This is a genomic window from Bacteroides sp. BFG-637, assembly GCF_024793605.1.
Lineage (GTDB): Bacteria > Bacteroidota > Bacteroidia > Bacteroidales > Bacteroidaceae > Bacteroides > Bacteroides vicugnae.
In genome coordinates this window covers 227,024-242,230 of sequence record NZ_JANUPD010000002.1, presented here as the reverse complement: position 1 = coordinate 242,230, position 15,207 = coordinate 227,024, and the positions used below count along the sequence as shown (strand labels likewise).

At 44.9% G+C, this 15,207-nt stretch carries 9 protein-coding genes and 1 pseudogene; 6 read left to right on the top strand and 4 right to left on the bottom strand.

Features of this window, described 5'->3' with window-relative positions; translation table 11 throughout:
* Positions 1–143: 143 nt before the first annotated feature.
* Positions 144–1,109 (bottom strand): annotated as a pseudogene (locus NXX38_RS01030) (tyrosine-type recombinase/integrase); the annotation flags it as partial.
* 258 nt (positions 1,110–1,367) lie between these two features.
* Between NXX38_RS01030 and NXX38_RS01025 the strand changes: the two are divergent.
* Together NXX38_RS01025 and NXX38_RS01020 are read left to right on the top strand one after the other, a co-directional pair.
* A complete protein-coding gene (locus NXX38_RS01025; protein WP_258978374.1) occupies positions 1,368–1,568 on the top strand; it encodes a hypothetical protein in 201 nt (66 codons plus the stop codon).
* Between the two features lie 688 nt (positions 1,569–2,256).
* Positions 2,257–3,531, top strand: a complete 1,275-nt coding sequence (locus NXX38_RS01020) for a TolC family protein (protein WP_258978372.1) — start codon at positions 2,257–2,259, stop codon at positions 3,529–3,531.
* Positions 3,532–3,692: 161 nt separating this feature from the next.
* On the opposite strand, the gene NXX38_RS01015 is transcribed toward NXX38_RS01020, so the two are convergent.
* Entirely contained in the window at positions 3,693–4,865 is a 1,173-nt protein-coding gene (locus NXX38_RS01015; RefSeq protein ID WP_258978371.1) for an IS4 family transposase, read from the bottom strand.
* Positions 4,866–5,061: 196 nt separating this feature from the next.
* Here NXX38_RS01015 and NXX38_RS01010 point away from each other — a divergent pair, with 196 nt between their 5' ends.
* Together NXX38_RS01010 and NXX38_RS01005 are read left to right on the top strand one after the other, a co-directional pair.
* Entirely contained in the window at positions 5,062–5,616 is a 555-nt protein-coding gene (locus tag NXX38_RS01010; RefSeq protein ID WP_258978370.1) for a porin family protein, read from the top strand.
* A gap of 104 nt (positions 5,617–5,720) precedes the next feature.
* Positions 5,721–5,855, top strand: a complete 135-nt coding sequence (locus NXX38_RS01005) for a hypothetical protein (protein WP_258978368.1) — start codon at positions 5,721–5,723, stop codon at positions 5,853–5,855.
* Positions 5,856–5,864: 9 nt separating this feature from the next.
* Here the strand turns inward: NXX38_RS01005 and NXX38_RS01000 are convergent, their stop codons facing one another.
* The gene (locus NXX38_RS01000) at positions 5,865–7,583 is read right to left on the bottom strand and encodes a DUF6377 domain-containing protein (protein ID WP_258978367.1); all 1,719 of its coding nucleotides are present in this window, start codon (positions 7,581–7,583) and stop codon (positions 5,865–5,867) included.
* 140 nt (positions 7,584–7,723) lie between these two features.
* Entirely contained in the window at positions 7,724–9,247 is a 1,524-nt protein-coding gene (gene ltrA, locus NXX38_RS00995) for a group II intron reverse transcriptase/maturase (protein WP_258978365.1), read from the bottom strand.
* A gap of 971 nt (positions 9,248–10,218) precedes the next feature.
* Between ltrA and NXX38_RS00990 the strand changes: the two genes are divergently transcribed.
* Together NXX38_RS00990 and NXX38_RS00985 are read left to right on the top strand one after the other, a co-directional pair.
* Positions 10,219–13,368 carry a TonB-dependent receptor gene (locus NXX38_RS00990; RefSeq protein WP_258978364.1) on the top strand — a complete coding sequence of 1,050 codons (3,150 nt, stop codon included), beginning with the start codon at positions 10,219–10,221 and terminating at the stop codon, positions 13,366–13,368.
* Positions 13,369–13,398: 30 nt separating this feature from the next.
* Positions 13,399–15,192, top strand: coding sequence for a RagB/SusD family nutrient uptake outer membrane protein (locus tag NXX38_RS00985; RefSeq protein WP_258978363.1), 1,794 nt, complete (start codon positions 13,399–13,401; stop codon positions 15,190–15,192).
* Positions 15,193–15,207: the final 15 nt, after the last annotated feature.

The following is a 15,207-nucleotide window of genomic DNA, read 5'->3' as shown; positions in this document are numbered from 1 at the left end:
CCTCAAAAAGTTTACTTTGATTTTTCTCCTATACATACCCACACCAAAGTAAACCAAATTATTTTTCTATTTAGGTGTCGCTTTCTTCCATTCGGAAACACACCCTTTTACCGTATTCAAGTACGATAATCAACAATAAAATATCAATCGAACAACCCGTTCACCAAATTTACCGCATCGTCCTTTTTCTGATTGATGATCTTGGCGTACACCTGCGTCATTTTCACATCGGCATGACCGAGTAGCTTCGAGGTCGTGTAGAGATCCGCGCCGAGTGTCAGCATCATCGTCGTAAACGTATGCCTTGCCGTATGAAAAGTAAACCGCTTGTCTATCCCCGCCGCTTTCGCCCACGGTTTTATCAGCAGATTCATATGTGTCGGACTTGGCAAGTCGAACACATGATCCTCCGCCGTCTTGTTTCCCCGTTCCGGCATCCACTTCAACGCTTCTGGAGAAAGCGGCAGATAAATCGGCTCTTTCGTCTTCTGCATGGACACGGCCAAACGGTATTGCCCCTGGTCTATGAACACGTCCTTCCACTTCAGCCCCACAATATCGCTGACGCGCAGCCCGCAGAAGCAGGAAAAAAGATAGGCATTCTTTACCGCCTCTTTCTTCATCGGTGTAGTGATTAACGCCTTTACTTCCTCAATGGTCATATACGACCGCTTGCTTTCCGGCAGCCGAATCTTGTTCGAGTTGTTGAGCTTCGTAAACGGATTCACCTTGATAATCTCCGCGCGGACGGCAGCATTCAATGTTCCGTTTAGGATGCGGTAATAGGTATGTAGTGTAAAGTTCGTCACCTTCTTCCCGTTGGGTCGGTATTCCGTCAGCAGGTAGTCGATATACTCCTGGCAGAACGTCTTGTCGATCTGATCCATCGTCATTCGTTCTCCCGCATAATCCTTCAGGATGCGAATCGTAACCTTTATCTGATTGCCATCCTTTTTGTCCCGTTTAGCTTGATTCTCCTTGTAGGTATTCATCCAGTCCAGCAGGAACACCTTCTCTTTGGTCTCGATTCCGGCTTCGCCGTTGGTCAGTTCGATGATACGTTTCGACTTGATGGCATTAGCGGCATTCATCGTCACTTGGTTCTGTTTGCTGATTTGAAGGAATGGTCAGAGGAAGAAAAGAAAAAGGAAATAGAAGCTAGAATAAGGGATTTGACACTGAAAATAGATGAACTTATGATTTCCATAAACTCTATCAAGGATATTTTCGAAAAGCAACAAAAATAAAGTGATTTACTTTTATCACAAATAGAGAATATCAACAAAAGAATTATTTCCATTACCTCAAATCCATTCTATCAAGAATATCAAGCAAGGAGTGGTAAAGACGAAATTACATCCTCCTCGTTGGAACTTTGGAATGACACCTTGAAAGAAAGACAAAAGAAGGTGGCTGCCCTAAAAGAGCAAATTGATTCTGACAAGAAACAACTTTTTGAGTTGAAGTTAGAAGGAACGAATATCGATAAAGAAGTAGAGATAATGGGCTATTTGGAAAAAGAAAAATCTCATTTTGATGTATTATCTGACCAATGGATAAAACTCTGACTTTTCTTGTTAACGATTGTGGTATTTCCAACATAAATGCAGATATTGATCCTAAAGAAATTATATCTTTATATTATGATTGTCAGAAGAGAGTATTGAAAAATAAGCAAAAACTCGAAGAGAATACAAATCTCATAAATAGTTACATCAACCTTCTTTCGCTAGGGAAACAATATAATGAGAATGAAAAATAAAAAATAAGTTGAAAGAAATTAAAGATCAAATTGAAAAGGAGGAAAAGAATAAACTAATAGTTGATGATGAAAGAATGAAATTGCAGGATTATCTGAATAATTTTGTTGAAAGATATTTTCAGCTAGACTTAATAAATAAACTCTATAACACAATTGATCCTCTCACCCGGAATACAAGAAAATCAGATTAGAATGTGACTTCGGTTATAAGGAACCAAGATTGAATGTACTGATGTATTCTGAACAAGACGGTATTGACACAATAGTTCCTAATCTCTATTTCAGTACCGCACAAATCCTGTTGTCATGGTGTCGGCAACAACCATATTGGGTATGCTGCCCCTGATTACCGACCCCATGTATTCGAGCCTTGCTTTGGTGGTTCTTGCCGGCCTTACCGTAGGTACTATCATCACGCTGATCTTACTGCCAATATTTTACGCCTTGCTGTTCTGTGTGAAAACACCAGTTCAAAAAATTAATAACGCATAAATATGATACGGAAAAATTTAATTATAGCATCAATCGCTTGCTTGATATGCGTTTCGGCACAGGCGCAAGAAAATTACACATTGGAAAGATGCAAGCAACTGGCTTTGGAAAACAATGTCAAAGTTCAAAATGCGCAACTCTCGTTAGAAGCGGCCGGGCAAGCTAAAAAGGAAGCGTTTACCCAATATTTTCCTTCGGTGAGTGCTACCGGGATAGGCTTTTATTCGACCGAACCGATGATGGAACTTGGCGGAATGGGAATGTTGGAGAAAGGGATGTTGGGTATGGTATCGGCTTCGCAAACCATATATGCTGGAGGGCAGATTGTTACCGGGAATAAACTGGCCAGAGTCCAGTCGCAAGTCGGACAACTGCAAAAGATTATGTCGGATGACGAGGTACTGCTCACCACCGAACAATACTATTGGCAGGTAGTGGTGCTGGAAGAAAAAATGAAAACCGTCGCTGAAGCCGATACTCTGCTTGCAAGCATTTACGGCAACGTGAACAACTCATACGAAACTGGGATGGTCAATCGGAATGACCTGTTGAAAGTGGAACTCAAGCAGAACGAACTGGAAAGCACCCGGTTGAAACTGGAGAACGGCTTAAGGTTGGCTAAAATGCTGTTGGGGCAATATATAGGCATTCCTGCCCACGAATTTGAAATCAACCATAGCTTAGGAGAGCCCGGTGTTTCACCGTACACTGTTCGCGTTGACCACCTGTCTGTTCTGTCGCAACGTGCCGAATATCAACTGCTGGATAAGAATATAGAAGCGAACCGCTTGCAGGTGCGAATGGAGATTGGCAAAAACCTTCCTACCATAGCCGCCAATGTAGGATGGAGCTATATGAATTTCGACAAAGGTTCGCCGGCGGCTATGAAAAGTAATTTCGGGATGGCTTTTGCTACCGTCTCCATACCCATTTCCGGCTGGTGGGGAGGCTCACACGCCATCAAGCGACAAAAATTACAGGTTCTTATGGCCGAAAATGACAAACGCGATGCAGCGGAATTGCTGCTTATACAAATGCAACAACTTTGGAACGATCTGGAAGAAGCCTATGTCCAAATTATTTTGGCTGAAAAAACAATTGCTTCGGCTTTGGAAAATGTACGGCTCAACGATGATTATTACAAAGTCGGAACAGGATTACTCACCGACTTGTTGGATGCCCAAAGTGCCTTGCAGCAGGCCCGTGACCAATATACCGAAGCCACCACGGGCTATCAAATGAAATTGAGCAGATACAAACAAGCTACCGCACAGTGACATCAAATCCGGCGTAGCTCAACGGTTAGGGCGTCCCGATTTCAAATTCGGGAAAATTACAGGTTCGAATCCTGTCGCCGGCATAAAATGAATTGTTAATAACGTACATTTTTAAACAATTTATTAATAACAATTTAAAAACAAAAAGCACTGCTGTCCCGTTAAGATTCCCAAAGCGATAATTGTTTATCATCGGACTGCATTGTTAGGTTAGTATTATAGCTAAATAAGTCACGAATAGATTCTTTCTCGAATAGAGTTAGACCTATTGTCTGAGAAAAGATGTAAAGATTTTCTTTTATATTGAGGCGTTTTTTAGCAATAGCAAGTAACAGGTAAGTACATATGGCAATCCATATTTGGCAGTATACTGCGTTACTTGTTGTTCCATAGAAAGCCTTAATGTGAAGGTGTTGTTTGATCCATTTAAAGAACAGCTCCACTTTCCATCTTTCCCGATACAACTCTGCGATTGTCAAAGCGGACAATTCAAAGTTATTGGTCAGAAAGTGATAAACATTGTTGGTTGCATAGTCTTCATAGACTACTAATCTGATATTATCAGGATATAGCTTGGAAGACTTTACGCCGGTTAGCCTGATAGATTGATCACTTATTAGACCTGCATCTTTGTCCACTTCAAAGTTATCTTCAACTTGATAAGCCATGTTGTCTTTAGCTCGGGTTACAAAGAAGGCTCTTTTTACATGGATAAGGTTGAATAATCTGTAAAAGTCAACATAGCCTTTATCCATCAAATAAAAGGCGGCAGGTTCTATCAGTAATGAATCCAGGGCGTTTACATCATGAACAGAACCATCTGTTAGATGAATAAATACTGGGATTGACCCTCTAAGGTCAAGTAATGTATGCATCTTAACAGCTCCTTTCTGATGATGAAATTTAGCCCATGGAAACAGACTTAAGCACAGGTTTATGGTACTGCTATCAAAAGCGTAAACCATGTTGTCTATATCTAGTCTGAAGTCGTTGTCTCTGAAATACAAGGAACGCGCCTTCTTGATAAGGATTTGAGCAAAGTCGGCATAAATACGCCAGTCTCTGTTTTCGTTAGCTTTTGCTAATGTATTTCTAGCTGCTGGAGTCTTCATTCCCGAATGATAAAGCTTAGAGGAAAAAGCGATAAGGCATGATTCGATGTCACGAAGACTTTCCCTGCCGGTAAGTTGAGCAAAGCTCATCACATTGAAGTGTTCACGGCAAGTGAAGTTTCTGACTCGATAATCTCCTTGATACCTGTCAATACATTTCTTTAGTTCGTATTCTGGTATAAATGACATAAGTTGTGCAAATACTGTTTTTCCTGTATTCATGGTTTGCGAATGGATTAATTCCCAACCGCAAAGCTATAATTTCAAATCGAAAAAAAACAAAAACCTCTGTAGGTACGATTAATAAAAGGATACAGAGATATCAGTCTGCCTTTAACGGGACAGCAGTGAACAAAAAGTAATGTTGTCATTAGCGTTAGTGATTGGATTAGGAGCAACGCAAACGTATGCATAAAAAGTGGACTTCGGAGTAAAAGCGGAAGCCAATATGTCCAATTTTATCTTGTCCGATATGGATGGGATGAAAAGCAAATTAGGTTTTGGAGCCAGCTTCATCGGGTTTGCCAAAATCAATATCGGAGAACACTTTGCCGTTCAACCCGAATTGCTATTCAATTTCAAAAATTCCGAAATGAAAGAAAAAGCTACTAAGACAAAAGTCGATTACCAATACTTTGGCACCGAAATTCCGGTGTATGCTATCGGACAAATGAAATTGGGCAACGGGAAGGGTTACATTGGCATAGGCTCTTATGTTGGGTTTGGTTTTGATGCCCGCTACAAAGCCAAAAACATGGACGATGGCAAACTCTACAAAGAGTATAGCGGTCAAAAATCGGCTATGCAACGCTTGGATGTTGGAGCAGGCGTCATGTTTGGCTATGAGTTCAATTTTGGCTTACAAATCAATGCGGGGTATAAAATCGGATTCATAGACGCATTGAATACAGGAAAAAAGAATGCCACCGTGCTGAACGAGACAGTTAGTTTGGGCATAGGATACCGCTTCTAACCAACAAATCCGGCGTAGCTCAATGGTCAGAGCGCCTCGATATCAAATCGGGAAGGTTGCAGGTTCGAATCCTGCCGTCGGTGCAAATTAAAAAAATCAAAGTCATGGGAAAGTCAATTCGATATAACCAAGCGTTCAAAGAACGAGCTTTAGAAATCATACTGGAATGTCGCCAAAATTATACAGAAATTCGTAAGTTGATGTTATCTCCGCACCGTAGGGCTGTTGTGATTCTGTGAGAAAAATTATTATGATTTTCCCAGTCTACGCACCTGCTCATTGAAGGTTTCATGGTCAATAGCCTTCTGACGGGTGTGCAACCGTTTGTTATAGACTGTCTGGGTAGACCAGTGAAAAAAATCTGCAATTTTGCTGGAATCCGTAACGCCGAGGTGCATCAGTGCGAAGATACGCAATTCCGTGTTCAGACGCCCCTCTTCCTTGGGGGTGATACGTTGTTCGGGTTGAAGTAAAGAGTTGAAGTCGCTCACGAAAGAAGGATAGACGTGTAAGAAGATGGCATCGAAAGTCTGATAAAAATCCTTTAATTCAGATTCTATCAGGATGGGAGAATCCGTAAATTTCAGCAAGTCTTTATACTGCTGAGCTTTCACCTTATTGTTGACGTTCTTTCGGTATTGGTCAAGCTTGCTGATGTAGTCAGAGCAGAGGGTGAGCACAAATCCTATATATTCCTCTTTGATGATATTCTGGTCATAGAGTTTTTCATTGGCTTCTTTCAGCAGGTTGTTGGTCTCTGTAATCTGCTGGTGAAGTACGGTGATTTCATGCAGCTTGATCTTCAACTGTTCATTGGCTGATTCCAACTCTGTATTTGAAGCAGAAAGCAGTCCATTCAGATTCTTCAACTCTTCTCGTTGTCGACTACGTTGTTTCAATATTCTGTAAGTATAAATCAGAGTAAGGGTGAGCAGACAAGAAACGAATCCGATAATCGACAGCGACCAGCTTAACTTTCTGTTTTGGGTTTTCTTAATTTGCAGATTTGTCTTCTGTATGGCATCAAATGTAGAGAGACAAGAAACCATACGGACCCGATTGTTCATGATATTGGCCATTTCCAGACATAAAGAGATGTATTTGTAAGCACGCTCATTATCACCTTTTTCATTGAGCAGCGTAGCCAGGTCATGCAATGTAGTGTTATCGTTGTTGGCCAGTGTTACATCCATGATGGCGGCTTCTGCCAAACACTCCAGCCTCAGATCCGGTTGATTGTTGTTCCGATATAGTGTGGATAGCACATATAGCAATTTGCTGTTGGTAATGTTAATTGTCTTTGATGTTTCCAAATAAACTTTTAGTGCAACGATGGAACCGGAATAATTTCCGGTACGCAAATCTTTTAATCCTTTATATAGAATGTAATAGGGATTATCATGAGGTAATACATTCATGGTAGAATCTACATAAAAGTGTTCTCTCTCGTAATAATATTCTCGCTTATCGCTACCACTGTCTGTATATTCGGCAAATCGGGAGTAGAGCAGAGACATCTGTCCCAAATATTCTATAAGCATACCTCCTGTTAGTTTGTCGTGGTCTATTTGTTGTATCTCTTCGACGGATTCATGCAGTTGTCCAATAATGGCATAAATATATGACTTTTGTATACGACATAGGTTCATCATGTTGTCATCACCAGTCTGTTGGGCAATGACAATATTGTCATTGACGTATATAAGTGCCGAATCAATATTGAAATATTGATATTCCTGAAACAAACGTTTGTTGAGTTCATAGCGTGCCTGTAGCGTATTGGGCATAGGTTTATTAGCTATTTGATTGATAGCCGATTGGCGCTGCTCAATGATTTGATGGTAATTCTCTATCAGCGAATCCAGCACATTCAGCAGGTTTGCAGCCTTATCACTATAATAGAGTGCTGCTTTACCTTGTAAACTGCATAGGAAAAGTAACAGAAAGGTTATGGCAACTGTTCTCATACTTATATTTTAGTTATGTAGGTCGGCTGCGTTTCCGCCGCTTTCCCCATTAAGAACTGTGCGTGCGACTTTCACCGCATACAGCTCCGATAATTCAAAATTTAGTTCTCATAAAACTAAATCGGCTCATCCGCTCCTTTTCAGGAGACGCTTTCCGATAAAGTTCCCTTTCGGGACGTACGTGTGCGGCTGCTTTTCTGCTTCCGCTTCAAGAAGTAGGCATCCCAAGTGGGGTCGTATGGATTGGCTTCACACTTCACTTTTACATGTCGCCTAATCGGTATGTCTGCCAGCCTCCTAAGTGCAAAGATAGTTTCTTTCTCGCAATCTTTGTACCTAAAGCCAAAAATCCAATCCCGATTGCCGACCTTGATAAAGTATTTGTCCTTTATCCATCTTCTCGACTTGTTCGTATGCCTGCGATAAGACCAACGCTTTAACTGATAGGTTAATATATGGTCTATCTTGCTAAACGTAGTTTCCGATACCACACCGCTGTAGTAGTTGCCCCATCCCCGTAATACGGGGTTAAGGTCTTCTATCAGCTTTTGCTGCGCTACCGTCTTGTTCTTTCCGAGCACGACCTCATGCAGTTTTTCAGTGAACCGTTTTTGGCTTTTATAGGATGGTTTGATTAACAATGTACCGTTGTACTTCCGAACATTGAATCCTAAAAAGTCAAAACCTTCGCTGATGTGTGTTATCCGTGTCTTTTCTTCGGACAGTGTGAGCCCACGCTCCCCAAGAAACCCAATCAACATGCGCTTTATCTCTTCGAGTGTTTCCCGTTTGTCTGCCGTGACGATAAAGTCATCGGCATAACGAACGCAATTCACTTTGGGATAGTAAAGTCTACCATCGATATAGCTCCCCTTGTACTTCGCTTTCAGCATTCTTTCCATGCCATCAAGCGTAGCGTTGGCGAGTGTGGGTGAGATGATGCCGCCTTGCGGAGTATCCTCCACCGTAGGCTGTAACAGCTTGTTGAACACAACACCACTTTTCAACCATTTCTCCAAGATGAGCTTGTCGATTCGTACGTTATCCAAAAGCCATTCGTGGCTGATGTGGTCGAAGCATCCCTTGATGTCTCCCTCCAATATCCATTGGGCAGAGCAATCCCTGCTTAACCATCTGTGTAGGGCATCAATAGCATCAGCCGTACTTCTATACTTTCTAAAGCCATAGGAGTTGGCATCAGCCGTTGCCTCCGTAACGGGGTCTAATGCCATCAAATAAAGAGCCTGCATGGCTCTGTCTTTCATGGTAGGAATCCCGAGCGGTCTCATCTTCCCGTTCTTCTTCGGTATGTTGACCCTTTTCAGTGGGAGGGCACTGTACCCTCTCCGTTTCAAAGAACACACTGCGTTTATCTTCTTGGCATTGGTATCCCATAATGTATGGTCGACCCCTGCCGTACGTTTTCCTTTATTGGTTGTCACTTTCCTCACCGCCAATGCCTTGGCTTCAAAGGAGGTGACAAGAAGATGCTGCAAGGCTTTCACCTTGTTATATCTTCCTTTTTTCTGAGCCTTTGCTATTTGGACTTGTAGCTTCCTTACCTTGCGTTCACATCGTGTGAAGTCGATTCCCTTCCATGATGTGCCGCTATTGGCTGAAGATGCACACTCGGCTTGCGCCTCGCTCCTTTGCTGTTTCTTCATTCTTTTAAGTTCTACCATTCGTTTCACAAAGAATTACCCTGTGGAAGTCTGCCCGCTTTCGCGTGGGGTGACGTTCAAACTCCTATCCACGACATTACATCATGGCATTCGCTTTCTCCACAATCCTTTACCCGCACTCCATTCGTCCGCTCTTACGATTGGCTTACCCATCTACGGTTAGTTGATGGGAGAAATACGGGCTTACCAAGTTCCGCACAAGTAACTCACGACCGACTTAGAGTCCGCCCATCCACCGGCAGTGCGGCATCCGTGTAGCACGGCAAAATAGCGTGCTATCCTGGCTGCTTGCCTTTTGGCATGGCTCGTTAACATCTGTGAGCCATTTCTTTATTACGATGGTGCAGCGGTTCACCTGCGTTACTCATATCGGTCAGCCTTGCCATTCTTCACCTAGGATGTTTAGGATGGAACGTCGTTATCAAGAGGGCTTCGTACCCGACCGTTACCAGTCACGCACGCTTCTTTAGGCTACTATTGACGGAACAATAGGTTCAGACATGATGCTGAACAATTACTTGTGCGACAAGCTGTCGCACATTTTGCCCTAAAGATACTAAGATATTTGGAAACATAACACTCTTCATCATGTTGTGACGTGAAATTCACCACATTTTTTCATTCGGATAGGAAAATTAGCCTCATCAAAGTGTCTATAAAATCTACTTTTTATTGCTCAATGAAAAGTGTAACTTATTGATTATGAAATAAATACGCTAAATTAAAATCTACCGTTACCGGTTACCCGCAGTTAGACCATATAAATTAATACCGTAATTTAGCAGCAGAATTCATTAGAGGAAAATACAATAAATTTAATAATATTAAGGTAACGTTATACTTATACTAATACTTACAAAAACAGAAAAAAACAATGGATCGTAAATTTAGTTTTAACAAGTCTATGCTATTTGCAGGATTATTGTCTGTCATGATACTGGGAGCAACCTCTCATGTCCTATGCAGTTCAGAGTCCTGATGTGCTGAATATGCAGCAACAGATGGTAAAGGTGACAGGTAATGTATCCGATGCAATGGGTACCATTGTCGGTGCCAGTGTGATAGAACAAGGTACAACCAACGGTGTGATTACCGATATTGACGGTAATTTCACGCTAACGGTCAACCGGGGAGCCAAACTCGAAATCTCCTACGTAGGCTATAAGACCCGCGTGATAGTGGTAACAGATGTCACTCATCTCCGGATTACGTTGGAAGAAGACTACCGGCAACTGGAAGAAGTGGTGGTAGTGGGCTACGGTGTACAGAAAAAGAAACTTGTTACCGGCGCCACTGTACAGGTGAAGGGTGATGATGTGGCAAAACTCAATACCACCAATGCACTGGGTGCCTTACAGAACCAGACGCCCGGTATCAACATTACGGCTAACAACGGTTTGCCCGGCGAAGGTTTCAAGGTGAATATTCGCGGTATCGGTACCGTGGGCGACTCTGCACCGTTGTATGTGATTGACGGTGTGGCCGGTAGCGATATCAATACACTCAACCCGGCAGATATCGAGTCTATCGATGTGCTCAAAGATGCTGCTTCGGCTGCTATTTATGGTTCGCGTGCTGCTAATGGTGTTATTCTGGTTACGACCAAACAGGGGAAGAAGGGCAAGATGCAGTTCTGTTACGACATGTATTACGGTTGGCAGAATGTATATAAGATGCCCAACACGCTCAATGCGCAGCAATTCATGGCAATTACTGATGAAACCAACTTCAATAACGGTGTTCCGGCGCTGAACTGGCAGACACAATTGGGCGAATACACTTGGAATATGCTTCAGAACGGTTGGCAAGGTACTAACTGGCTTGACGAGATGCGCAACGAGAATGCAGCGATGCAGAACCATTCCATCAATCTGACAGGTGGTAACGAGATGAGCAAGTTCTCAGCCGGTTTCAGCTTTACCTCCCAAGACGGTATTATAGGCAAGGGTACTGTGCCCAACTATACGCGCTATACCGCTCGTGTCAACTCCGATCATGTGCTCCTCAAGGGGGGCGATCGGGACATCATCAAGATTGGTGAGAATTTGCTGTTCTACTACTCAAACCAGAGCACGATAGCACAGACATCTACTCTTTATAACGATGTCTACAATTCCATAAAGACTACTCCGCTGTTGCCTATGTACAATGCCGAAGGAGAACTGTTCGATTACCACAACATGCAGCAAACGGGCTGGGTGTATGACGATAAACAGGGCAATCCTGTTCTGCTGATGCAGAAGGCGCACGGGCTAAACAAGAACCGTACATACGGTCTCAACGCTACTGCCTATCTGGAGGTAGAACCCATTAAGAATCTCAAGTGGCGTAGTTCGTTCAGCTACCGTATGACCAACAGTTCCAGTCGTTCACTTACCACTCCCTATCAGGCTTCTTCAAACGAGGGAAGTGCCTCATATATTGTGAGCCAGAGTTCAGCATTGGGGCATAGCATCTCGCAGGAGAATACAATATCTTACATTCTTCCCAAATGGAAGGGTCACCTCTTTGATGTACTGGTAGGCCAGTCGTTTGAGAAGACCATACCGGGCGAAAACCTTTCTATAATCAACAGCGTGGCGGAGGGGCAGCAACTGCCCACGATGAAACCCGATATGGATCATGCTTGGATATCCAATACCATCGGAAATGCCGCCACCGACATCGAGGGCTATCCGTTTGATGAATGGGCGCTGGCCTCCTTCTTTGGTCGTATCAACTACAACTACAAAGATAAATACATGGCTACGCTGATTATGCGTACCGATGGTTCGAGTAACTTTGCCCGTGGACATCGCTGGGGCATCTTCCCCTCTGCATCGGCCGGATGGCTTATCAGCGAGGAGAATTTTATGGAAAGCACCCGTGGCTGGCTCGACTTCCTTAAATTGCGTGCCAGTTGGGGACAGAATGGTAATCAGTCGATACCCAACTTTCAGTATGTGTCGCCTATAGCCTTCGACCTCTCGCATGGCTACCAGTTTGGTCAGACACACATTGGGGCGGGGAAGCTCCCTACTACCGGTGCCTATGCCACCACGCAGGCCAATGAAAATGTGACGTGGGAGAAGTCAGAACAAATCGACTTGGGTATTGATGCCGTATTCTTGGGCAACCGCTTGTGGGTAAGTGCCGACTGGTACAACAAGAAGACCAAGGACTGGCTCGTACAGGCTCCGGTACTCTCTACAGTAGGTACCCAGGCTCCCTACATCAATGGTGGCGATGTGAGCAACAAGGGCGTGGAACTCTCCCTCGCCTGGAACGACCGTGTGGGTAAGGACTTTACATACGGATTGAGCCTAAATGCCTCGTATAACGAGAATGAAGTCACCCGTATTGCCAACTCAGAGGGCGTCATCCACGGCAATAAAGGAGCTATTGCTTCCGTCAACGCCGCCGAGTTCTACCGGGCACAGGTTGGCTATCCCATCGGTTACTTCTGGGGCTACCAGACAGCCGGTGTTTTTCAAAACCAAAAGCAGATTGATGATTGGAAAGCAGCAGGCAATGGTGTGGCACAGGCCAACCCGCAACCCGGCGACCTGATTTATGTGGATCGCCACCGCGATGGAGTTATCGACGAAAAAGACAAAACCATGATTGGTAATCCGCACCCCGACTGGCACCTGGGTTTCTCAATCAATCTCGGGTGGAAGGACTTCGACTTCTCTGTCACCACTTCCGGTGCCTTTGGGCAACAGCTCTACTATGGCACGCGCGAGCACACCATCGAGGCATTTGGCCGCTGGCATGGCGAAGGTACATCCAACCGCTACCCGCGTCTGGGCAACAGTGCTATGATTGTAGACCATGTGACTGATATTGACATAGAGAACGGCGACTATCTCCGCATTCAGAACATGACTTTGGGATATGACTTCAAGCGCCTCTGGAAGAATTGCCCACTGTCGCAACTGCGCCTCTATGTAAGTGTACAGAATCTCTTCACTTTCACCAGCTATAAAGGAATGGATCCGGAGGTAGGTTTCGGTGGTACCGACCGTTATGGAGAAAACGCCACTTCGTGGGTGAGCGGCATAGATATGGGATCTTATCCGGCTGCACGCACCTGGCTGATTGGCGCCAATCTGAAGTTCTAAGACACTGTTAACTCTAAATTAAAGAAAACAATGAAAACAAAGAAAACAAAGAAAACAAAGAAAGTAACGAAATATATAGGGGTAGTCGCACTAGCCGCGATGACGCTTTGCTCGTGCGAGGATCTGCTTGACTCCAAGAACTATACACAGTCCAACACGCAGAATTTCCCCACATCGATGGATGATGTGGAAATGCTCGTGACTTCTATGTACGCCAACCTGAATCATCAGGCGGCAAAGCCCGAATCCTCCTATTTGCTCACCAACCTCTATGCCAGCGACGATATGTTTACCGGAAGTCAAGATGCGGAACTCGACCATCTGATGTATAGGAGTGATTCACAGTTTGACTTCTGCTGGGATATTCACTATAAGGGCATCTACGCCGCCAATACCTGTCTGGAGGGTCTTAACCTGATGGAAGCTGCCGACAACGTGCCCGATGCCGGACTCTTCAGCCAGCGCAAGGGCGAAGCCCATTTCATGCGTGCCTTCCAGTACTACGAACTGGCCGAACTGTTTGGCGGCGTACCCCTGATACTCAGTACAACGCAGGAGACCAACGCGCCCCGCGCTACCGCCGACATGGTGTGGGCGCAGATAGCTACCGATTTGCAGCAAGCTATCAGCCTTATGAGCGATAAGAAGTATCACGAAATAGAGTCCGGACACACCACTAAGTGGGCAGCCCAGGCGCTGATGGCTCGCTGCTTCCTCTTCTATACCGGCTACTACCAGAAAGAGGCTATGCCCACGGCTGATGGCGGCAGCATAACCAAGCAACAGGTGGTAACCTGGCTGGAAGACTGCATCGCTAATTCCGGACACCAGTTGGTGGGCGATTTCCGCAACCTATGGGCATACACCAACGAATATACGGTAGACGACTACGCATATACGGCCGGTATAACAGGGGTAGATGGCCAGCCCCTCCGGTGGGCAGGCAACGGTAATGCCGAGGCGGTATTTGCCGTGAAGTTTGGCAACTTTGCCGGTTATTCCTACGAGAATCAGGGCGGCTACTGCAATCTCTACCTGAGTTTCTTCGGCATCATGAGCAAGAGCGACAATGGGGCTGCTTTCCCCTTTGGCAACACAAACTCCCTTGGAACGGTTCCTATCAGTCTCTGGGACTCCTGGGAAGCAGCCGAGCCTAATGATATCCGTCGCAGGGCATCTGTGATCGTAGACAAAGATGAATTCGATATGGCCAATTATGAAAGTGGTGAGGTGCGCGGGCAGTGGGAAGAGACCGGTCTGTGGAACAAGAAGCTACAGCCCATTCTTTCCAAGAAAGCATACGACAAGGTGGGTTCTTGGGCTAACTCACTCTTTTGGGTAGCTTATCCAGAATATACAGGTATGACCGATGCTTACATTCAGCCCCGTTGGGGAGCCATGTTTGAAGACCTTTACATCATCCGCTTTGCTGACGTGCTGCTTATGCACAGTGAATTAACCGGCAATGCCGACAACATGAACCGGGTGCGCGCCCGTGCCGGCCTGCCGGCTATCGGCTATTCGCTGGAGGCATTGCAGCAGGAGCGTCGCCACGAGCTTGCCTTCGAGGGACAGCGCTTCCAAGACATTCGTCGCTGGCACATTGCCGAGACTGCACTCAGCGAACAGAACAACACCACGCTGAAGAATCTGGGCGTAAGTACCGTGATGCGCGATGGCAAGTATGCCGCACGTTATCAGGCTACCGGCGGATTCTGGCCCATTCCGTCCGCGCAAATTCAGTTGTCTGACGGTGTGCTCATGCAGAATCCCGGCTGGGACACTCCGGACGCACGTTACACCACTTGGAATTTTGACAAGTAACTTGTAGTTCAAAAT

Coding starts and splice junctions, on each gene's coding strand:
- NXX38_RS01020 (WP_258978372.1), top strand. CDS start 2,257: ATGATACGGAAAAATTTAATTATAGCATCAATCGCTTGCTTGATATGC.
- NXX38_RS01015 (WP_258978371.1), bottom strand. CDS start 4,865: ATGAATACAGGAAAAACAGTATTTGCACAACTTATGTCATTTATACCA.
- NXX38_RS01005 (WP_258978368.1), top strand. CDS start 5,721: ATGGGAAAGTCAATTCGATATAACCAAGCGTTCAAAGAACGAGCTTTA.
- NXX38_RS01000 (WP_258978367.1), bottom strand. CDS start 7,583: ATGAGAACAGTTGCCATAACCTTTCTGTTACTTTTCCTATGCAGTTTA.
- ltrA (WP_258978365.1), bottom strand. CDS start 9,247: ATGAAGAAACAGCAAAGGAGCGAGGCGCAAGCCGAGTGTGCATCTTCA.
- NXX38_RS00990 (WP_258978364.1), top strand. CDS start 10,219: ATGTCCTATGCAGTTCAGAGTCCTGATGTGCTGAATATGCAGCAACAG.
- NXX38_RS00985 (WP_258978363.1), top strand. CDS start 13,399: ATGAAAACAAAGAAAACAAAGAAAACAAAGAAAGTAACGAAATATATA.